This is a genomic window from Haloimpatiens myeolchijeotgali (assembly GCF_042688525.2).
Classification (GTDB): domain Bacteria; phylum Bacillota; class Clostridia; order Clostridiales; family Clostridiaceae; genus Haloimpatiens.
The window spans coordinates 1,534,431-1,554,668 of the sequence record NZ_JBHWAB010000001.1 but is presented as its reverse complement, the minus strand read 5'-3'; the positions used below and the strand labels follow the sequence as shown (position 1 = coordinate 1,554,668).

The 20,238-nt window shown below is 27.4% G+C and carries 23 protein-coding genes and 2 pseudogenes; 10 read left to right on the top strand and 15 right to left on the bottom strand.

The features are described 5' to 3' along the window. The first annotated feature begins 1 nt into the window (after position 1). The 6 genes and pseudogenes from ACFIJ5_RS07035 (at position 2) to ACFIJ5_RS07010 (ending at position 3,918) form a co-directional block, all read left to right on the top strand. On the top strand, positions 2-304 hold the full coding sequence (locus ACFIJ5_RS07035; protein WP_379805461.1) for an ATP-binding cassette domain-containing protein: 303 nt from the start codon (positions 2-4) through the stop codon (positions 302-304). Further along, positions 256-519, top strand: a pseudogene (locus ACFIJ5_RS07030) (ATP-binding cassette domain-containing protein); the annotation flags it as partial. The gene ACFIJ5_RS07035 and the pseudogene ACFIJ5_RS07030, both read left to right, overlap by 49 nt. Positions 520-681: 162 nt before the next feature. Further along, positions 682-966 carry a hypothetical protein gene (locus tag ACFIJ5_RS07025; protein WP_379805459.1) on the top strand — a complete coding sequence of 95 codons (285 nt, stop codon included), beginning with the start codon at positions 682-684 and terminating at the stop codon, positions 964-966. Beyond that, on the top strand, positions 950-1,813 hold the full coding sequence (locus ACFIJ5_RS07020; protein WP_379805457.1) for an ABC transporter permease: 864 nt from the start codon (positions 950-952) through the stop codon (positions 1,811-1,813). The genes ACFIJ5_RS07025 and ACFIJ5_RS07020 overlap by 17 nt, the downstream gene beginning before the upstream one ends. A 14-nt stretch (positions 1,814-1,827) precedes the next feature. Next, entirely contained in the window at positions 1,828-3,246 is a 1,419-nt protein-coding gene (locus tag ACFIJ5_RS07015) for a Gldg family protein (RefSeq protein ID WP_379805455.1), read from the top strand. A 219-nt stretch (positions 3,247-3,465) separates the two neighbouring features. Further along, a complete protein-coding gene (locus ACFIJ5_RS07010) occupies positions 3,466-3,918 on the top strand; it encodes a CBS domain-containing protein (protein ID WP_379805452.1) in 453 nt (150 codons plus the stop codon). Positions 3,919-4,176: 258 nt separating this feature from the next. Here the strand turns inward: ACFIJ5_RS07010 and ACFIJ5_RS07005 are convergent, their stop codons facing one another. Further along, positions 4,177-4,365, bottom strand: a complete 189-nt coding sequence (locus ACFIJ5_RS07005) for a nucleoside phosphorylase-I family protein (protein WP_379805450.1) — start codon at positions 4,363-4,365, stop codon at positions 4,177-4,179. Between the two features lie 182 nt (positions 4,366-4,547). Between ACFIJ5_RS07005 and pdxS the strand changes: the two genes are divergently transcribed. Together pdxS and pdxT are read left to right on the top strand one after the other, a co-directional pair. Next, a complete protein-coding gene (pdxS, locus tag ACFIJ5_RS07000; RefSeq protein ID WP_379805448.1) occupies positions 4,548-5,420 on the top strand; it encodes a pyridoxal 5'-phosphate synthase lyase subunit PdxS in 873 nt (290 codons plus the stop codon). Between the two features lie 5 nt (positions 5,421-5,425). Continuing rightward, positions 5,426-6,013, top strand: a complete 588-nt coding sequence (gene pdxT, locus ACFIJ5_RS06995) for a pyridoxal 5'-phosphate synthase glutaminase subunit PdxT (protein WP_379809560.1) — start codon at positions 5,426-5,428, stop codon at positions 6,011-6,013. A gap of 97 nt (positions 6,014-6,110) precedes the next feature. Here pdxT and ACFIJ5_RS06990 read toward each other — a convergent pair whose 3' ends face one another. Beyond that, on the bottom strand, positions 6,111-6,803 hold the full coding sequence (locus tag ACFIJ5_RS06990) for a transglycosylase domain-containing protein (RefSeq protein ID WP_379805447.1): 693 nt from the start codon (positions 6,801-6,803) through the stop codon (positions 6,111-6,113). 179 nt (positions 6,804-6,982) lie between these two features. Next, entirely contained in the window at positions 6,983-7,444 is a 462-nt protein-coding gene (locus tag ACFIJ5_RS06985) for a hypothetical protein (RefSeq protein ID WP_379805443.1), read from the bottom strand. A 353-nt stretch (positions 7,445-7,797) separates the two neighbouring features. On the opposite strand from ACFIJ5_RS06985, the gene ACFIJ5_RS06980 reads away from it, so the two are divergent. Further along, a complete protein-coding gene (locus ACFIJ5_RS06980) occupies positions 7,798-7,983 on the top strand; it encodes an alpha/beta-type small acid-soluble spore protein (RefSeq protein WP_379805442.1) in 186 nt (61 codons plus the stop codon). A gap of 226 nt (positions 7,984-8,209) precedes the next feature. Next, the gene (locus ACFIJ5_RS06975; RefSeq protein ID WP_379805440.1) at positions 8,210-9,442 is read left to right on the top strand and encodes an aminopeptidase; all 1,233 of its coding nucleotides are present in this window, start codon (positions 8,210-8,212) and stop codon (positions 9,440-9,442) included. Between the two features lie 50 nt (positions 9,443-9,492). Here the strand turns inward: ACFIJ5_RS06975 and ACFIJ5_RS06970 are convergent, their stop codons facing one another. The 12 genes and pseudogenes from ACFIJ5_RS06970 to recA form a co-directional block, all read right to left on the bottom strand. Further along, entirely contained in the window at positions 9,493-9,951 is a 459-nt protein-coding gene (locus tag ACFIJ5_RS06970; RefSeq protein ID WP_379805437.1) for a chemotaxis protein CheX, read from the bottom strand. Between the two features lie 424 nt (positions 9,952-10,375). Continuing rightward, on the bottom strand, positions 10,376-10,741 hold the full coding sequence (locus ACFIJ5_RS06965) for an HsmA family protein (protein ID WP_379805435.1): 366 nt from the start codon (positions 10,739-10,741) through the stop codon (positions 10,376-10,378). Positions 10,742-10,798: 57 nt separating this feature from the next. Further along, positions 10,799-11,230 (bottom strand): MarR family winged helix-turn-helix transcriptional regulator, encoded by a 432-nt coding sequence (locus ACFIJ5_RS06960; protein WP_379805433.1) that lies wholly within the window; start codon positions 11,228-11,230, stop codon positions 10,799-10,801. 752 nt (positions 11,231-11,982) lie between these two features. Next, a complete protein-coding gene (locus tag ACFIJ5_RS06955) occupies positions 11,983-12,243 on the bottom strand; it encodes an HPr family phosphocarrier protein (protein ID WP_379805431.1) in 261 nt (86 codons plus the stop codon). A gap of 108 nt (positions 12,244-12,351) precedes the next feature. Further along, a complete protein-coding gene (locus ACFIJ5_RS06950; protein WP_379805429.1) occupies positions 12,352-12,807 on the bottom strand; it encodes a PTS sugar transporter subunit IIA in 456 nt (151 codons plus the stop codon). A gap of 91 nt (positions 12,808-12,898) precedes the next feature. Continuing rightward, the gene (locus ACFIJ5_RS06945) at positions 12,899-14,089 is read right to left on the bottom strand and encodes a pyridoxal phosphate-dependent aminotransferase (RefSeq protein ID WP_379805427.1); all 1,191 of its coding nucleotides are present in this window, start codon (positions 14,087-14,089) and stop codon (positions 12,899-12,901) included. A 138-nt stretch (positions 14,090-14,227) separates the two neighbouring features. Then, positions 14,228-14,584 carry an SMR family transporter gene (locus ACFIJ5_RS06940; protein ID WP_379805425.1) on the bottom strand — a complete coding sequence of 119 codons (357 nt, stop codon included), beginning with the start codon at positions 14,582-14,584 and terminating at the stop codon, positions 14,228-14,230. Between the two features lie 27 nt (positions 14,585-14,611). Next, positions 14,612-15,892, bottom strand: a complete 1,281-nt coding sequence (locus tag ACFIJ5_RS06935; protein ID WP_379805422.1) for a hypothetical protein — start codon at positions 15,890-15,892, stop codon at positions 14,612-14,614. 62 nt (positions 15,893-15,954) lie between these two features. Beyond that, positions 15,955-16,818: a decaprenyl-phosphate phosphoribosyltransferase gene (locus ACFIJ5_RS06930; protein WP_379809559.1), complete on the bottom strand. Its 864-nt coding sequence runs from the start codon at positions 16,816-16,818 to the stop codon at positions 15,955-15,957. A 142-nt stretch (positions 16,819-16,960) separates the two neighbouring features. Further along, positions 16,961-17,221 (bottom strand): stage V sporulation protein S, encoded by a 261-nt coding sequence (locus tag ACFIJ5_RS06925; protein ID WP_379805420.1) that lies wholly within the window; start codon positions 17,219-17,221, stop codon positions 16,961-16,963. Between the two features lie 142 nt (positions 17,222-17,363). Further along, complete coding sequence (gene rny / locus ACFIJ5_RS06920) at positions 17,364-18,899, bottom strand: ribonuclease Y (protein ID WP_379805417.1); 1,536 nt, start codon at positions 18,897-18,899, stop codon at positions 17,364-17,366. A gap of 252 nt (positions 18,900-19,151) precedes the next feature. Continuing rightward, positions 19,152-20,197: pseudogene (gene recA, locus ACFIJ5_RS06915) on the bottom strand (recombinase RecA). Positions 20,198-20,238 lie beyond the last annotated feature (41 nt).

The window sequence follows — 20,238 nt, the reverse complement described above, 5'->3', positions numbered from 1 at the left end:
TTTGATTTTGATTGAAAATTTAGTAAAACATTATGGAAAACATGAAGCTTTAAAAGGATTGAATTTAAAAGTAGACAAAGGTGAAATAGTAGGTTTTTTAGGACCTAACGGAGCTGGTAAATCTACCACTATGAACATTATTACTGGGTATATCTCCTCAACTGACGGTACCGTTAAAGTTGATGGTCTTGATATTTTAAAAAACCCACTGAAAGTTAAAAAAAAGATAGGCTATTTACCAGAACTTCCTCCTTTATATTTAGACATGACAGTAGAGGAATATCTTTTTTTGTTTCAAAACTAAAAAAAATAGAAAAATCTAAGCGTAAGGAACATATAGAAAAAATACTTGAAACAATAAAAATTAAAGATGTAAGACATAGACTAATTAAAAATCTTTCTAAAGGTTATAAACAAAGAGTAGGATTAGCTCAAGCAATAATAGGAAATCCAGAAGTACTTATACTAGATGAGCCTACTGTTGGGTTAGATCCAAAACAAATTATTCAAATTAGAGATCTAATTAAAAAACTAGGCAAAGACCATACTATCATTTTAAGTTCTCATATACTTTCAGAAGTCAACGCCATATGTGATAGGATAATAATAATTAATAAGGGTGAAATAGTCGCTCAAGGTTCTCCTGAAGAGCTTTCAAAAAAATTAACATATAGTAATAATTTGTTATTAAGAGTAAAAGGTTCTACTAACGAAATAACAAAAATAATTACTAAAATATCTAACGTTGAATCTGTAACAAAGAAAGGTGTTAATGAACCTAATACTGTAGATATACTTATAAAGTCAAAGAAGGACACTGATATACGTGAATCATTATTTAATGCTCTTAGCAATGCTAAATTACCAATTCTAATGATGCAACCTTTAGATTTAACTCTTGAGCAGATATTCTTAGAAGTTACAGACCATAAAAAGGAGGAATCTAAAAATGCTAACAATTTTTAATAAAGAATTTAAATCCTATTTTCATTCTTATATCGGATATATATTTTTAATTGTATTTCTATTAATTTCTGGATTATTATTTACTTTAAGTAATCTGTTACCTGGAAATGGTTTTTATAATGATTTAATTTACAGCATGAATTATATTTTTTTATTTCTTGCACCTCTTTTGACAATGAAACTTATTTCCAATGAAACCCATGAAAGAACGGATCAATTACTCTTTACAAGTCCTGTAAAACTTTGGGAAATTGTTTTAGGAAAATTTTTAGCTGCTTCTGCTATTTTCCTAATTGCAGTAATAATTACTTTCGCTTATCCCTTAATATTAAGTCATTTTGGAACAATTCCTGCTGGAGAAATAATTGGTGCCTATATAGGTTTTATACTAATGGGTATGTGTTTTATTTCTATAGGACTATTTGTTTCTTCTTTAACAGATAATCAAGTAACAGCTGCCTTTGGAACCTTTGGTGCATTATTTTTTATATGGTTAATTGACTGGTTAACTAGTGCATTACCTACTTCTGTTATATCTGGAATAATCTTTTGCGTACTCTTAGTATTGTTTATTTGTCTTATTATTTATAATAATACAAATAACATATATTTAAGCATATGTTTTGGAGTTTTAAGTTCAGTAATAATTTTAGCAATTTATTTTGTTAACAAATCTATCTATGATAGTCTTATAGTGAATTTTTTTGGATGGTTTTCATTATTAAAGCGCTATGAGCCCTTTAATATAGGTATGTTAAATTTAAGTTCCATAGTTTACTATATTACATTTTGTATAACTTTTATATTCCTAACAATTAAAACAATAGATAAACGAAGATGGAACTAGGAGGTACATGAATAATGAAAAAATTAGATATACTTAAATCATTTAAAAATAAAAAATTTAAATATGGAAGCCTCTCCACCCTAATGATTGCTATATTTTTATCTATCTTAATCATTATAAATTTATTAGTGGGAAAATTAAATTTAAATAAAGATTTAACCAAAAATAAGATGTTTTCTCTATCTCAACAAACTTATAAAATATTAAATAATGTAAAAGAAGACATAAAAATTTATGCCTTTTATAGGTCTGGACAAGAAAACTATGCTATGTCTACAGTTCTTGATCAGTATAAAAATAACTCAAAGAAAATTTCAGTTGAATATGTAGATCCAAATAAAAAAACTCAAATCGGTAAAAAATTCATTGAAGATAATACAAAAATAACTGATGGTACCCTAGTAGTTGAAGGTAAGTCTAAATTTAAAGTTATTGATTCCAATGAGCTTTTTAATTATAACTACAGTAACCCATACAATCCAACACCAGAGTCTATTGCTGTAGAGCAAAATATTACATCAGCTATATCTTATGTAACTTCTGATAAAAGCACTATAGTTTATACACTGCAAGGACATGATGAAAGTGAAATACCTTCCCAAGTATCCAAACAATTAGCATTAGAAAATTATTCAATGCAGCCAATTAACTTGTCAATTAAAGGTAATGAATTAAAGGAAAACTCTATTTTATTAATATCATCACCTAAAAGAGACTTATCTTCCCTAGAAGTAACTTCTTTAAAAAATTATCTCTCCAAAGGAGGTAAAGCTATATTTTTAATGGATTTAATCAAAGATGATTTACCTAATTTCCAATCAATATTAAATACTTACGGTATAACAACTCAAAAGGCTATGGTCGTAGAAGGAAATACTCAATATGTATCACAAAATCCTTTATACTTATTACCTAAGCAAGAAGATAATGATATTTTAAATTCATTAAATAACAATAAATTAAGAGTTCTTATTCCTGGGTGTCAAAATATAAAAATATCTAAATCAAAAGATAAATCCTTAGATATTGAATCTTTATTAGTAACTACCAATAATTCTTGGGCTAAAACAAACTTAGAAGCTACAACTATAGAAAAAGAAAAAGGTGATTTAAATGGTCCTTTTAATATTGCTGTAAGTGTGACAAATAATTCAAATAAGTCTAAGTTGATTGTAGTATCAAATTCAACTTTCATTAGTTCTCAGATTAATTCATTAAGTAATAGTGCTAATTTAGACTTTTTTATGAACTCTATTAACTGGCTTCAAAATAAAAAACAAGGTATATCTATTAGGCCAAAAATTTTAGAAGATTATGTATTACAAATTAGTGTTTTTGACAGATTATTATTTTCAGGTATTGTTGTAATAATTATTCCTTTAATCATCCTAATTATGGGACTTAGAACATGGCTTAAAAGAAGAAAGAAATAAAAAACTTTCTGTAGTGCATTAATAAAGGCACATGTTGCATAAAAAACTAGCTCTACTACATTTTAATGAAAATTACGTATACAAATGTTATAATATAGTTATGTAGTAGTTACTTTTTAAAATTTATTAATATATTTTTAATTTGTACTACACAAATTTTAATTATAATGTTGTTAATGATTATTTTACAACTATTTTAATAAAAGGATGGATAAAGATATGAATATTGCTTTTTTTCTTACTCCTAAAAAAGATGTTGTTTATTTAAATGTAAACTCAAACATGCAACAAGCATTAGAAATAATGGAACTTCATAGATATACAGCTGTACCTTTAATAGATGACTCTGGTAAATATATTGGTACATTGACTGAAGGTGATTTACTTTGGGAGATGAAGAAAATTCCTGATTTAACTTTTAGTAATACTAACAAAGTAAATTTAAAAAATATTTCTAGGCGCATGATAAATAAACCTGTTTCTATAAACTCAGATATAAATAGTTTAATTTCTTTAGCTAAAGATCAAAATTTTGTTCCTGTTGTTGATGATAGTGGCATCTTCATAGGAATTATTAAGCGAAGTGACATAATAAACTATTGCTATAACATAATTTGTAAAAATAATGAATTAAAAAGGACAACTGTACCTATATTCAGTCAACCCTGTTAATATATTTTAGTACCAAGCTCAACTTTCGCAGTTGAAAACAATCGCTGCGGGAAATGAGTGAATAATCAATAATGAAACATAAACTTTATTTAAGAGTATTATTAATAATAAGACAAATTTTAAGGGAAGCATCCTTGCTTCCCTTAGTTTATAATTTAAAAAGCCATGACTTATAGTAGTTTAAGTTTTCTTATAATTCTTAAGTACAGCTTCATATACCACCGCTTCTTTCTTTGGAATGTTATACTTAATCCAAACTTATAATTGGAGACTTGCTTCAACTGCAAACCAAAATAACGCCTCTCTAATAAACTCCCTATCCACTTCAGCTCTGGAATTCCATTCTTCACAGCTTATATCATTGCCACCGTATATCATCTGTCCAAAAATAACATTTCTGTATTGTGCAACTGCACAAAAGGCGGCACATTCCATCTCTACTGCCAAACAGGCCTCAGCTTTTCTCCCTATTTTCCAAAATCATAATAAAAACCAAAGTATCAAAACAGCAATTATATTTACCAATCCTTATAGCTTCTTAAATGTATCGATACATTTGACTTAGAAGTTGTAATGTTAAATAATGTTATTAACAAATATTTTTTACATTACTCAAGGGGGTATTAATTATGGAAAACAGATATGAATTAAACAAAAACTTGGCACAAATGTTAAAAGGCGGCGTTATAATGGATGTAGTAAATCCAGATCAAGCAAGAATCGCTGAAAAATCTGGTGCTGTTGCTGTTATGGCTTTAGAGAGAGTTCCTTCTGATATAAGAAAAGAAGGTGGCGTTGCAAGAATGTCTGATCCAAAAATGATAAAAGACATTAAAAATACTGTATCTATACCAGTAATGGCAAAAGTAAGAATTGGTCATTTTGTTGAAGCTCAAATACTTGAATCTATTGGAATCGATTATATTGATGAAAGTGAAGTTTTAACACCTGCAGATGACTTATTTCATATAAACAAAAAAGATTTTAAAATACCATTTGTATGTGGAGCAAGAAATTTAGGTGAAGCTTTAAGAAGAATTGGCGAAGGTGCATCTATGATAAGAACTAAAGGAGAAGCTGGTACTGGTAATGTTATTGAAGCTGTTAGACATATGAGAACTGTTAACTCCGGCATTAGAAAACTTCAACTTATGCCAAAAGAAGAATTAATGACTGCAGCTAAAGAAATGGGAGCACCCTATGATTTAGTACAATACACAGCTGAAAATGGCAAATTACCTGTTATTAACTTTGCCGCTGGTGGTATTGCTACTCCTGCTGATGCTGCTCTTATGATGCAATTAGGCTGTGATGGTGTATTTGTAGGCTCTGGAATATTTAAATCTTCAAATCCTGAAAAAAGAGCTAAAGCAATCGTAAAAGCTACAACTTATTATGATAATCCTAAAATTTTAGCTGAAGTTTCTGAAGATTTAGGTGAACCTATGTCCGGTCTTGAAATTAGTAAATTAGATGTTGAATTTGCAAAAAGAGGCTGGTAATAATGATTAAAATTGGTGTTTTAGATTTACAAGGTTCTGTTACAGAACATATCAATATGTTAAAAAAAATTGAAACAGTAATACCTGTAAGAGTTAAATATAAAGATCAAATTGAAAGGATTGATGGATTAATCATTCCTGGTGGCGAAAGTACTACTATTAGTAAACTTTTAAAAAGTTTTGATTTAATGGATATATTAAAAAAAAGAATCAAGAGGGGTATGCCTATTTGGGGTACCTGTGCTGGAATGATTTTGTTAGCTAAAAAAATTGATGGAAGTGATAATGCCCATCTCAAGGTGATGGATATTGATGTTAAAAGAAATGCTTATGGAAGTCAACTTGATAGTTTTCTAATAGAAGATAAAATCCCTGACATTTCTAAAAAATCTATACCTTTAGTATTTATTAGAGCACCATATATAACAAATGTAAGTAATGATGTAAAAATATTAAAAAAAGTTAATGAAAAAATTGTAGCTGCCAAGCAAAAAAATATATTGGTTACATCTTTCCATCCTGAACTTACCGGCAATGATTGTGTGCATAAATATTTTATTAGAAATTTTTTTAATAATAATTTTTTATTGTAAAATCATTAACTGTACAAAATAATTCTAAACCTTTAGCAGAGAACAGTTGCCAATAACTGTTCTTTTTGCTTTGTAAGACGACCAATCGAGTACCTTATTAATATCCTACAAATATCATCTGTTTATTATTACTTTTTTCTGTATTTTTGTTTATAAATCCATTTTTAATCATAGAATTTAATACTTGTTGTTGTCTTTTTTTAGCCATTTCATAATTCTTGTTAGGATTATATGCACTAGGAGCTTGAGGTAATCCTGCTAACATAGCACATTCATCTAAAGAAAGTTCCCAAACATTTTTATGAAAATATTTTTGACTAGCATTTTGAATACCGTAAGCACCATCACCAAAATATATAAGATTTAAGTACATTTCTAATATTTCATCTTTAGAATATTTTTTTTCTAATTTAATTGCTAAAAAAATTTCTTTTATTTTTCTATATATAGTCTTTTCACTTGATAAAAATAAATTTTTAATTAACTGTTGAGTTATTGTACTTCCACCTACTTTAACCTTACGTTCCTTTAAATCTGTTAATATTGATCTAGCAATAGCCTTAACATCAAAACCCTTATGTTTATAAAATCTTTTATCCTCAATAGATATAATTGCATTCTTCAAATTTTGAGGAATTTTATCTATGGTTGTGTAATTAGATGTATTACTTGAAACTTGTTTTATCAAATCTCCATTAAAAGAATATTTATCATTAACTTTATAATTATAACTTTTTATACCAATAAAAATACCTGTCAATAATATCAAAAAAATTATTATTTTCTTCATATGATATCCCTCCTTAACACTACATCTTAATGTATCTAATTATATTTTATACTCTACATAAGGTTCAATCCATTGATTTATATTACAATAATAATTTTGAATCTTACATTTTTGTAATATAAAAATAAAAGCAGTTTCATAATTACATGAAACTACTTTTATAACTGTCTATTTAATTTTTACTTTAATGCTACTTCTTTATCCTTTTCTTCTATATATTTACATAATTCTTTAAAATCTTTTAACCACTTAATTTTAGATAATTCTCTTAAATCCAATACTATACCTGTACTTTTTTGTTTTATGTATTCCATATTATAAAGTTCTGTTTCTACAAATCCTTTTTTATAGTTGTATACACAAGGGACAAACTTACTCCAGTTATTTTCAAAATATTTAGTTTTTGCAAAACATAATCTATTTATATGAAATATCATACCTATTAGCGAAGACTTTTTTGCTAATTTATGGCTAAAATATTCTTGATTTGGATATTTTTCTTGTCTTCTTTCCCAATATAATCTTTCATTTGGGTGCAAATCATATTTATCTATTATTTTACATTTTTCTTCTCCTATTTCTTCTCTCATAACTTTTTCTCTCATTTCAGAACTCATATTTTTTAATGCTTCATTATCCATGTAAATTCCCCCTATGATGTAATTATTTACTGTTAAATTGTAAATTTTAAACTTTAGTCATTATAATTAACTTGAAAAACAAAACTATTAAATCATATTTTTTAAATGTTTTTTCTGAAAATTAATTATATTTATTTTATTTATATTTTAATACCTATACTTACATATTTCCAATATAAATTATTAATAAAACTCTTTATATGTATACGTTTTATCAATAATCTCTTAATTTTCTATATTTAAAACTACATACCTTACATTGTAATAAGTACTTCTTCACCCATAATGCTACTAACATATATACTTAAAAAATGTATAACCTATAAGTAAACCCACAAAAGGAGGTAATATATATGTCATATCAAAAATTAGTACCAGAAGCTAAAGAAGGTTTAAATAAGTTCAAAATGGAAGTTGCAAATGAACTAGGTGTTCATTTCACTGACTACAATGGAAACCTTTCTTCTAAACAATGTGGTTCTGTTGGTGGAGAAATGGTAAAAAGAATAGTTAATCAATACGAAAATAACTTAAAATAGTAATCTACCCATCAAATAATTTCATAATAGCAAAACATTTCTGCTAAAATAAGAGGGACTATGTTAGAAGTTATATAATAGCTTTTAATTTAGTCCTTCTTTAATTTATAACCTGTCTAAAATGCGTTAATCTCGATCACAACCCTAGATAATTTAAACTAGCACTGGAATATTCTTGTTTTTTGAGATAAACTATAATTAGAAAAAATTTCAAAGGAGTGATAAAATGAAGAATTTTTCAAAACTTCTAGAAAAATATGCAGAACTTACAATTAAAATAGGTGTTAATATCCAAAATAATCAAACTCTTGTTATAAATTCGCCAATAGAATGTGCTGATTTTACAAGACTTTTAGCAAAATGTGCCTATAATGTAGGTGCAAAAAATGTACATGTTGAGTGGTATGATGAACAATTATTACTTATAAAATATTTAAATGCACCAGATGAAACCTTTAAAGAATTTCCTAAATGGAAAGCTGATCAGTACGAACAACTTGCAAAAGAAGGAGCTGCTTTTGTATCTATAGCAGCATCTAACCCAGAACTTTTAAAGGATGTAGATCCAAAAAAAATTGCAGATTCTAGAAAAGCTTCATCAATAGCACTTAAAATTTTTAGAGAATATACAATGAATAGCACAGTTGCATGGTCAGTAGTTTCTATTCCAACAAAAGACTGGGCAAAAAAAGTATTTTCTAATTTAGAGGAAGAAGCTGCAGTAGAAGAACTTTGGAAAAATATTTTTAACGTAGTTAGAATTGATACTGATGATCCAATAGAAGCATGGAACAATCATTTGAAAAATCTAAATGAAAAAGTTGAATTTTTAAACAACAAAAAATTTAATAAACTTCATTTTGTTTCAAAAGATACAGATTTAACTATTGAACTTCCTGAAAAACACCTTTGGGCTGGTGGTGGAGAATATAATGCAGAAAAAACATATTTTGTTGCAAATATGCCAACGGAAGAAGTCTTCACTCTTCCTTTAAAACATGGTGTAAATGGTAAAGTTAAAAGTACAAAACCTCTTAATTTTGGTGGAAATCTTATCGATAATTTTTCTTTAACTTTTAAAAACGGTAAAATAGTTGATTTTGATGCAGAAAAAGGATATGAAACCTTAAAAAAATTAATAGAAACTGATGAAGGTTCTCATTACTTAGGAGAAGTAGCTCTTGTACCACACAATTCTCCAATTTCAAATTCAAATATTATTTTTTATAATACGTTATTTGACGAAAACGCTTCTTGCCATTTAGCTATTGGAATGGCTTATCCAACATGTATTGAAGGTGGAAGTGATATGAATGAAAAAGAACTTGAAAAAGCTGGTGCAAACAATTCATTAACACATGTAGACTTTATGATTGGTTCACCTGAGCTTAACGTAACAGGAGAAACAAAAGCTGGTGAAAAAATTCAAATATTTGAAAATGGAAATTGGACATTTTAAACATATAAGGTACCCCCACTTCATTGTATTTAGTGGGGGTACCTTATGTATTATTTAAAACAAACATTTACCTCAAAAGGAATATTATCTGCTTCCAATTCAACACATATTACTTCTTCGTAACTCATATTAATCTCAGACTGCTCACCACATATAAGTGTTGGAGTAGATATATTAGTATCTATACCTTCATTACAAAATTTTATACTTGCATTTGCTGTAATCATATTAGAAAGCTCTGAAATAGCACTTTTAGCCATTTCATCAAATTCATTTACAGGCATACCCATCATCATTTTTGAAGCAATTTTCTTTGCATCATCAATTTTCATTCCATACACTACAGTACCTTTTACATCTCCAACTATTCCTAAAATTATTACTACTCCAGGACTTTTTAAATTTCTATCTTTTACTTTTACCTCACTTTTTTTTATATCATTTAATCCCACTTGAGGTAATATATTTGAAACTGCATCTACAAAAGGATCTATTATTTTTGTATTCATTATTATTTATATCTGTCAAAACTTTGTGAATTAGCGTTGATTATTTTGACAAATTTCCCCCTTTCTATTTTAGTTGATGCCTTAAGCACTTTACGCTACAACCTTAGTAATCTTTTTTCTAATTTTCATTCCAACATTCAACAATATTCTAAATATTTTAAAATATATTCATATTATCTTTATCGTTTATTTAGTGTATTTATTTAGTCTTATTAAATCTAAATAAAAAAATATTTACTAAATTAGTTTTAAAAAAAGATGTTTTTCTTACGGAAAATAGCTAAGCAGTATTTTTTACTTCGAAGGTTGACTTTATAATTCTCTTAATAATAAAAAGGATTCTAAACTTGCTTAAAGTTAAAAATTCTATCACAAGTTTAAAATCCTTCAAAATATAACATTAAAATAAATATTTTCATTTAAATTAAATCATACGAAATACTGCCCCTGATAAAAACGGAATAAGCCAAATAACCCATACAACTATAGAAAATTTGTGAAAACTCACTTTCATTTTCTCATTATTTTTCACTAAAACAATAATTGCCCACAAAGCATGTACAAGCATTAAAACTATTGCTAATAATCCTGTTATTCCATGAAAGCTAAATAATGTACCATCCTTAGACAATAACCCCATAAGAGTTGTACCTGTAGTATCACAAACAAGTCCAATTAAAAACATTACTAAATGCCAAACCTTAAGTTCTCCCTGCCTTTTTTCACTAAAAACCCCTATAGTATAAAAAATTAATGCTAAATTTATTGTAATGATTGCATATTTTAACACTATTAATCCTCCATTCAAAAACTTAAATTTTATTATATACTTAAAACCTTCAATTATCTATTCTTTAATATGTAGAGCTTTTTTGAGAAAGTCAAGTCCTTCTAATATCGTATTAATTTCTTCTTGAGTAAATTTCCCAAAACTCTCTTCAAAATAATGATTTATTGACTCTCTAAATTCTCCCACTACTTCTTTACCCTTATCTGTAAGTTGAATATTTACTATTCTTTTATCTTTATCACTTCTAGTTCTACTTATAATATTTTGTTTTTCCAATCTATCCGCAATCCCTGATACTGTACTGTTAGCAAGATTCATTTCCTTACTTATTTCATTTATTTTCATCATAATATTTTTATTTAGTATTTTCATAAATATAATTTGCGGTATTGTAAAATCACTATCTTTAAATTCATTTCTCAAGTCATGATTAATTTTTGCATTTATTTCTCTTATTTGTGATGCAATTATATATTCATCCCCTGTCATTTATAATTAATCAACTCCTCTATAATTTATAATTGTTTCGCATACTAATGTTTCGTATACGATGTTTATATTATATCTTATACAATTTTAAATTTCAAGTACTTTAATAACTATAGTCATAATAGTACTTCCATTCGCATTAAACCTAAAATTTACTCTATTTCAATTAAAACTAACTTACTCAACTTTCGCAGGTGAAAAATATCCGCTACGGGAAATGATATCTTGCTTAGAAACCTTTCACTTCAGTAACAAGTTCTAAGCTTTACTCATATTGAAAAAAGATTTTTTAATTAATATTCCGTAGGAATCAGTAATTAAAAAATAACTTTGTTCAAATGTTTCTTACGCAATATATCATTTCCCTTCGCTAGGCAATATTTTTGTCCTGCGAAAGTTGAGTTAATAATTAAGGAAATTTTGGCTAAAGGCAAAATAACTAATATAATTAAAGATTTTTGCTAAAGCAAAAATCAACATTCATTATTCATTTTTAATTATTAATTCTTAATTGGTTTTAAATGTTTCTTACGCAATATATCATTTTCCTTCGCTAAGCAGTATCTTTTACTGCGAAAGTTAAGTTCCTTAATTATAAAAAAAGGCATATACACCTAAAATGATTTCGAAAAAATAAAATTTGAAATCATTTTAGTTATATATGCCTTATGTAATATATTAAATTCTAAATTTGAAAAAAAACAAAGTTATATTTAAATAAAAAATAAAAGACTCAATATATGAGCCTTTTATTATTCTTCAATGCTTTCTACTAATTTAGCAATTTCTTCTGCTGCTAAAGTTTCATCATCACCAGAAGCAATTATTTTAATGTTTGCTCCACTTGTAACACCTAGTGATAATACACCTATTAAGCTTTTAATATTTGCTTTTTTTCCGTTGAATTCCATACTTATATCAGACTTAAATGAAGACGCTTTCTTTACTAATAATGTAGCAGGTCTTGCATGTAAACCTGTTGAACTTTTAACTGTTACCTCTTTTGTTACCATGTTTAATTCACCCCTAGTTAATATTATTCTACATCAAAATACAACTATTACATTATATCATATAGTATATGCTTTTTCAACAATGCTATTCTCCATATTTCGACTTTATTAAATAATAACTGTCATTAATACATCTTTATTACTAATTGCTTCATAATTTATTTCCAACGATCTCATTATCTCTGTATTTGTTATTACAATAGGAGTGGTTAACGAGGCTTTTGTTCCTATATATTCTCTATCAAAAAATATTAACTTATCTCCCTTTTTCACTATATCCCCACTTTTAACATAACTAGCTGTACCTCTTCCATCAAACTTTGCTGTATCTAATCCTAAATGTATTAATATTTCTAAATTTTCCTTAGTACTTATTAAAATTTCATGATTATTAGGAGATATAAATTTTACCTCTCCATCCACTGGAGAATATATAAAGTTATCTTTGGGCTTTATAGCTACTCCCTCTCCCATTATTTTTTTATTAAAAAGATAATCTTCAACCTCTATAATAGGAATAATTTCTCCTTTTAATGGAAGCAGCACATCAATATTTTTTAACATATAGTATCACCTTCCCAACTAATAATCTATTTAGTAATACTATATCAGTAAACAGTTAAATTATAAATAGTATATTGAAACTTTTAAAATATTATATATTTTTTACAAAATTCTCTATTCTATCTAGTCCTTTTTCTATACTTTCCATTGAAGTTGCATAAGAAAGTCTAATAAAGCTATCTACTCCAAATGCTGCTCCTGGAACAACTGCTACTTTTTCCTTTTCTAATAAAATCCTAGCAAAATCTAATGAATCCTTTATTGCTTGTCCTTCAAAATTCTTTCCTAATACTTTTGATATATTTACCATAACATAAAAAGCACCTTTAGGCTTTATACAACTTATGTTACTAATTTCATTTACTCTCTTAACCATGTAATCTCTTCTATTTTTAAATTCTTTTATCATTGCCATAACATCATCTTGACTACCATTTAAAGCTTCTACTGAAGCATATTGTGCTATAGAATTTGGATTTGATGTCATATGACTTTGAATGTTTGACATTAATTTTATTATTTCCTTATTTCCAGCTGCATATCCTATTCTCCAACCAGTCATTGCATAAGATTTAGATACTCCATTAATTACTATAGTTCTGCTATATGCATCTTCAGATAAAGTTGCTATACTTACATGTTTTTCATTCCCATATAGTAATTTTTCATATATTTCATCAGAAACTATTACTAAATCATGTTCTTTAGCAAATTCTGCAATCATTCTTAATTCCTCTTCACTATATACGGTACCTGTTGGGTTATTAGGACTATTTATAATAATAGCCTTTGTTTTATCACTAACTACTTTATTTAAACTTTCTAAGTTATATTTAAATTCATTATTTTCATCAGTTTCAACAAATACAGGTACTCCATCTGCTAATTTAACAAGTTCTGGATAGCTTACCCAATAAGGTGCAGAAATTATTACTTCATCTCCTGGATTTAAAATTGCTTGAAAAACATTTGCTAAACATTGTTTTGCACCAGTAGATACTATTATTTGATTTGATTCGTATTTTAAATTATTATCCTTTAAAAATTTATCTATAATAGCTGATTTTAATTCATTAATTCCTGATGCAGCAGTATATCTTGTCTTTCCTTCTTTAATAGCCTTTACAGCTGCATTTTGAATGTTTTCTGGTGTATCAAAGTCTGGTTCACCTGCACCAAAACCAACTACATCAATTCCATCTGCCTTCATTTGTTTTGCCTTAGCTGTAATTGCTAATGTTAATGATGTTGAAATTTTTTGTGCTTTTTTTGAGAAAATCATTTTTATCCCTCCACGATTCATGAAATTTAACATAGACATTTATGAATAATTTACATCTTTTTTTGAAAAATGAAAGAAGTTATTCATCTATTAACTAATATATCACTTTTTGCCTTCAATGTAAACATTTTTATAGTCCTAACTTCTTGCAATTAACATTACTCCAATAATTATAAATAAAACACCTACAACTCTCATAATTGATATATTCTCTTTAAATAAAAAATATGAAAAAATCATTACTATTACATATCCTAAGCTCACCATAGGATATGCATAACTTAATTCAACTTTACTTAATACTTTAATCCACAATAAAAAGCTTGTCCCATAAGACACTATCCCTAACATTACTGGTAAATTTTTTAGTATACCTACTATACTATAAAATAAGTTTATGCCATGAAAATTTAGATTTAAACTAGGCGCTCCAACTTTTACAAGAACTTGCCCTAACGCTCCTAAAAATACTGATATCAATATAGTAACAATCATTCTTTTCTCTCCTTACAATATAAATACTTATTTACCACTTATAAAAATACTAGCACTACGTTTATATAAAAATGTATTAATTATCTTCTCTATAAAATCATAAAACATGAAAACAGCTATAAAAATCAAAGGGAATGCGTATCTTGCTTGTCCTTCTGTAATAAAGTATACAACTGTAAACATATAAAATATTAATAACATATAAACTTTAAATTTTTCTAATTCATAAATTCTACCTTGAATCAGGTTAACTAAAGTATATATTGTATACATTAAAATAGATAAGATTGATAAAAGAAATATAACTGCTTTTACACATCCATAATATTTAATCATACTATAACCAGTATTAGAATCTATTCCAACTCCATTTAAGCTGTATCCAAGGTCATCTCCTAATACATACGTATTTATTAATCTTTTAACACCTAGTGTAAAAAACTGCTTTGGATGCTCTTTTATCCAACTCTTAGCAGCCTTAGTAAGCATCTTATTTTTCTCTGTCATACTTGCTTTTTTATATTCTTCAGTTTTTACTAAAGAATTTTCCACATCTGCAGCTGGCATCCATCTTCCTAGTTGATTTTGTGAATTGTTATTTATATAAAGTACAATTCCTCCATTATTTGATACAGTAGTAAATTGTCCATTTAATTTAGTATTCCTATATATCCATGGAGCAATAACTAAACATGCAATAACTAAAACTATTAATGACTTTTTTAAAGCATGAATTAAATTTTTGTTGAATATAATTTCCATTAAGAATACTGCAAAAAAGAATGCAATAAAAAATGGTTTTACCATTGTAGCTAAACCTGTAACAATTCCTACTACAATATACTTATATTTTAACTTACTAAAATATAGAAATGTTACAAGCAATATTAAAAAAGTAAAAAATGTTTCAGTACCTAATATAGAAACATAAAAAATATTTGCAGGAAATAAAACAAATATGGTAAAAACTATTTTAGATTTTTTTTCATCTATATTAACATTATCTAATATCTTTTTCAGTAATAATATATTTAAAGAATATAAAATCAAATTAAATATTTTGCCAATCATTATATTAGTCCCAAATATTTTATATATGTACCCCAATACAATTGGATATCCTACAGATGTATATGTATCTCCCCAAGCTCCCCCTTGAGAAATTTGTACTGCTAATTCATGATAATATTTAAAATCAGAAAATGGTTGAGTATTTATAAAACTTACCCATAATACACTCAACATAATTCCTAATATACCAATTACCTTATAATAATATGTGCTTTTATTTACACTTCTACTAAACATACTTTCAAGACTCCTTATAATTTTTTCTAAACTGCATTGATTACTTTTATTAAAATTATTTTCTATAACTTAAAATAAATTATAACTAATACTGAAATAACCCACAATACTATATTTATTAAAAATGGTATATCTTCTGTAAAAATATCTTCTGGTTTTTTCCCTATATTTTTCTTCTCCATAAGATATTGATATCTAAAAATACCATATAATACAAAAGCAATTGTACACATCATGTTACTGCTTTGAACAGAACTAAATGTATATAAACAATATGCTATAAATATAGACGGTGTTATTATGCCAAGCATATTATCTATTAATTCTATAGAATATTCTTTAAGTATAGCTCTATGTTTTGAACTATCCCCTTTTAGCATCTTTATTTCACTTTTTCTTTTATTTAAAGCTAAAAATAATGATAATAATATTGTACACAATATTAGCCATGGTGACAAATTTACTTGTGTTGCTATACTACCACTTTGTACTCTCAAAACAAATCCTAATGTTATTATCATAACATCGATTATTACTACGTTTTTTAACTTAAAAGAATATAAAATATTCATAACCATATAAAAAATACATACAGCTAATATTTTATAGTTTAAACTTAATCCTAATATTACAACTACAATAAATAGCATTATGTTTAATACAATTCCTTGTACTTTTGATACCTTTCCACTGGCAAGAGGTCTATTTTTCTTTTCCGGATGACATCTATCTTTTTCAATATCTATAATATCATTTAATACATACACAAAAGAGGATGTTAAACAAAATATTATGAATGTACTAATATTATTTTTTAATATTGATATATTTAATAGATTGCCAGAAAAAATTATAGCTGCAAAAACAAAAGAATTCTTAATCCACTGTTTTGGACGCATTAACTTAATAATTTCCTTTACATTAATTCCTTGCATTATTCTGTCTCCCTTCATAAATAAAAATGCATTCTATAAAATTTTAATATATTTTTGTTAAAATTAAAAGAACTTGTTTTTAATAACTTAAAAACAAGTTCTAAGAAAACATTTTCATTTTGTATTATAAACACTATCTTGGTTGAACAATAAGTTTTATAGCAGTTCTTTCTTCCCCATCAATGTCAATATCTGTAAAAGCTGGTATACATACAAGATCCATACCACTCGGTGCCACAAATCCTCTTGCAATAGCAATCGCTTTTATAGCTTGATTTATAGCTCCTGCTCCAATAGCTTGTATTTCTGCAGCTCCTTTTTCTCTTAATACACCTGCTAGAGCTCCTGCAACTTTATTAGGTGTTGATTTTGCTGAAACTTTTAATACCTCCATAACAAACCTCCTATTGTCAAACTTTTTTAGTATGATTATTGTATTCTCTATATATCATATTCTACAAATTATTGAAAAATCCTTTTAAATTTTGTAATTTTTCTATGATTTACAAAATTCAAAAGGATTTTAATAACATATTTTATTTTGCATATTCTACTGCACGTGTTTCCCTTATAACATTAATTTTTATTTGTCCTGGATATTCAAGTTCATCTTCAACTGTTTTAGCTAAATTTCTTGCAATTTGCACTGATTCAACATCATCAACATCTTCAGGGTTAACCATTATTCTTATTTCTCTACCAGCTTGTATAGCATAAGATTTTTCTACACCTTCACATGTATTTGCAATTTCTTCTAACTTCTCTAAACGCTTGATGTAAGCTTCTAATGTTTCTCTTCTTGCGCCTGGTCTAGCTGCTGATATAGCATCTGCTGCTTGAACAAGCACTGCTTCTAAAGATTGAGGCTCTACATCACCATGATGTGCTTCAATAGCATTAACAATTAGTGCACTTTCCTTATATTTTTTAGCCACTTCAGCACCTATCGAAGCATGTGGACCTTCTATCTCATGATCAACTGCTTTACCTATATCATGAAGTAATCCTGCTCTTTTTGCTAGTGAAGGATCTATACCTAATTCTGATGCCATTAACCCAGCTAAATAAGATACTTCCATAGAATGCTTTAATACATTTTGTCCATAACTTGTTCTATACTTCAATCTTCCTAATAATCTTATAATTTCAGAATGAAGTCCATGTATACCGGTTTCAAATGTAGCCTGTTCGCCTTCTTCTCTAATAATATTTTCAACCTCTTTTTTAGCTTTTTCAACCATTTCTTCAATTCTTGCAGGATGAATCCTACCATCAACTATTAATTTTTCGAGAGCAATCCTAGCTACTTCTCTTCTAATCGGATCAAATCCAGAAAGGATTACTGCCTCTGGCGTGTCATCTATTATTAAATCTACACCAGTAAGAGTTTCTAAAGTTCTTATGTTTCTTCCTTCTCTTCCTATGATTCTACCCTTCATTTCATCATTTGGAAGAGCTACAACATGAACTGTGGTTTCTGCTACATGATCTGCAGCACACCTTTGAATAGCATATGTTATGACTTCTCTAGCTTTCTTATCACTTTCTTCTTTTGCTTTTGCTTCTTCTTCCTTAATCATAACTGCAATATCACGTCTTATCTCTTTTCTTGTTTGATCTAATAATAGTTCTTTAGCTTCTTCATATGTCAGATTTGATATTTTTTCAAGCTCTTGCTTCTGCTGTAAATATAAATCTTCAATACTATCCTTCTTTTCTTTGATATCTTCAAGTTTTTTATTAATATTTTCCTCTTTCTTTTCTAATAAATCACTCTTTTTATCTAAAGCTTCTTCTCTTTGAATGTTTCTCCTTTCCAATCTCTGGAGTTCATTCCTTCTTTCTCTTGATTCTTTTTCCAAATCACTTCTTAATTTGTGTATTTCTTCTTTAGCCTCTAAAATAGATTCTTTCTTACTTGAATCAGCCTCTTTTTTGGCTTCTTCAACTATGTTACGAGCTTGTTCCTCCGCTTTTCCAATATTTGCTTGTGATATATTTTTTCTTACATAAATTATCACACAAATTGCCACAAGTATAAAAGCAGCTATTCCAAGTACGTAAATTAACATGAAAACACCTCCTTTGCTTGTCGTGTATCCATTAAAAGGAGCAAAGTTGAAGCTTAAAAAGGTGTCTTATTTGAAAATTTTACAAATAAATTGTACATAATCAACCAGTATTTGTATTTATTTTATATTACTTTTAAATTAATGTCAAGATTACAGACATTCACCAGCACACTCTATATTATAACATTAATTAGAAAATATTAAACAATTTTTTTATATATTTTAAAAATTTCTTTAAAAAAACTGCAAAAATTATTTTTGCAGTTTTTTAGACTTTTGATTTTCTTCTTGTTTTACTTCTTTACTATCTTGAACTAAATCATATTTTTTTCTTATTTTATTTTCTATTTCAGATAATATATTTGTATTATCCCTTAAAAATTGTTTTGCATTTTCTCTTCCTTGACCTAATCTTGTATCTTTATATGAGAACCATGCTCCACTTTTATTTACTATCTCTTCTTTAACTCCAACATCTAAAACATTACCTTCTTTAGATATTCCTTTTCCATACATAATATCAAATTCTGCTTGTTTAAATGGAGGAGCTACTTTATTCTTAACTACTTTTACTCTTGTTCTATTACCTAACATCTGATCTCCCTGTTTGATGTTATCAATTTTTCTTACATCCATTCTTACTGAAGAATAAAATTTTAATGCTCTTCCACCAGGAGTAGTTTCAGGATTTCCAAACATTATTCCTACTTTTTCTCTAAGCTGATTTATAAAAACAACTATACATTTTGATTTATTAATTGATCCAGTTAATTTTCTCAAAGCTTGTGACATAAGTCTTGCTTGAAGTCCTACGTGTGAATCTCCCATCTCTCCCTCAATTTCTGCTCTTGGGACAAGGGCCGCAACTGAGTCTATGACTACTATATCAACTGCTCCAGACCTTACTAAAGCCTCAGTTATTTCTAATGCTTGCTCTCCTGTATCTGGTTGAGATACAATTAAATTTTCTACATCTACTCCTAAAGCTTCTGCATAACTAGGATCTAGTGCATGTTCTGCATCTACAAATGCTGCTGCTCCACCTTTTTTTGAGCTTCTCCAACTATATGAAGTGCTACTGTTGTTTTACCAGATGATTCAGGTCCATATATTTCTACTATTCTTCCTTTAGGAACTCCCCCTATACCCAAAGCTATATCTAAGCTTAAACATCCAGTTGAAATACACTCTAATTTTGCAATTTCTTGATCTCCCAATTTCATTACTGCACCTTTGCCAAATTGTTTTTGTATTTGACTCATAGCAGATTCTAAAGCTTTCATTTTATCATTATTCATACTTATCCCTATTGGGTTCACCATCCTTTCGAACATCTGTT

Bases quoted from the DNA above. Each gene is read 5' to 3' on its own strand.
- ACFIJ5_RS06950 (WP_379805429.1), bottom strand. From the start codon at position 12,807: ATGTTAAAAAATATTGATGTGCTGCTTCCATTAAAAGGAGAAATTATT.
- ACFIJ5_RS06925 (WP_379805420.1), bottom strand. From the start codon at position 17,221: ATGGAGGTATTAAAAGTTTCAGCAAAATCAACACCTAATAAAGTTGCA.
- ACFIJ5_RS06955 (WP_379805431.1), bottom strand. From the start codon at position 12,243: ATGGTAACAAAAGAGGTAACAGTTAAAAGTTCAACAGGTTTACATGCA.
- pdxS (WP_379805448.1), top strand. From the start codon at position 4,548: ATGGAAAACAGATATGAATTAAACAAAAACTTGGCACAAATGTTAAAA.
- ACFIJ5_RS06990 (WP_379805447.1), bottom strand. From the start codon at position 6,803: ATGAAGAAAATAATAATTTTTTTGATATTATTGACAGGTATTTTTATT.
- ACFIJ5_RS07015 (WP_379805455.1), top strand. From the start codon at position 1,828: ATGAAAAAATTAGATATACTTAAATCATTTAAAAATAAAAAATTTAAA.
- rny (WP_379805417.1), bottom strand. From the start codon at position 18,899: ATGTTAATTTACGTACTTGGAATAGCTGCTTTTATACTTGTGGCAATT.
- ACFIJ5_RS07010 (WP_379805452.1), top strand. From the start codon at position 3,466: ATGAATATTGCTTTTTTTCTTACTCCTAAAAAAGATGTTGTTTATTTA.
- ACFIJ5_RS06940 (WP_379805425.1), bottom strand. From the start codon at position 14,584: ATGATTGTTACTATATTGATATCAGTATTTTTAGGAGCGTTAGGGCAA.
- ACFIJ5_RS06985 (WP_379805443.1), bottom strand. From the start codon at position 7,444: ATGGATAATGAAGCATTAAAAAATATGAGTTCTGAAATGAGAGAAAAA.
- ACFIJ5_RS06975 (WP_379805440.1), top strand. From the start codon at position 8,210: ATGAAGAATTTTTCAAAACTTCTAGAAAAATATGCAGAACTTACAATT.
- ACFIJ5_RS06945 (WP_379805427.1), bottom strand. From the start codon at position 14,089: ATGATTTTCTCAAAAAAAGCACAAAAAATTTCAACATCATTAACATTA.
- ACFIJ5_RS06960 (WP_379805433.1), bottom strand. From the start codon at position 11,230: ATGACAGGGGATGAATATATAATTGCATCACAAATAAGAGAAATAAAT.
- ACFIJ5_RS06980 (WP_379805442.1), top strand. From the start codon at position 7,798: ATGTCATATCAAAAATTAGTACCAGAAGCTAAAGAAGGTTTAAATAAG.
- ACFIJ5_RS06935 (WP_379805422.1), bottom strand. From the start codon at position 15,892: ATGTTTAGTAGAAGTGTAAATAAAAGCACATATTATTATAAGGTAATT.
- ACFIJ5_RS07020 (WP_379805457.1), top strand. From the start codon at position 950: ATGCTAACAATTTTTAATAAAGAATTTAAATCCTATTTTCATTCTTAT.
- ACFIJ5_RS06970 (WP_379805437.1), bottom strand. From the start codon at position 9,951: ATGAATACAAAAATAATAGATCCTTTTGTAGATGCAGTTTCAAATATA.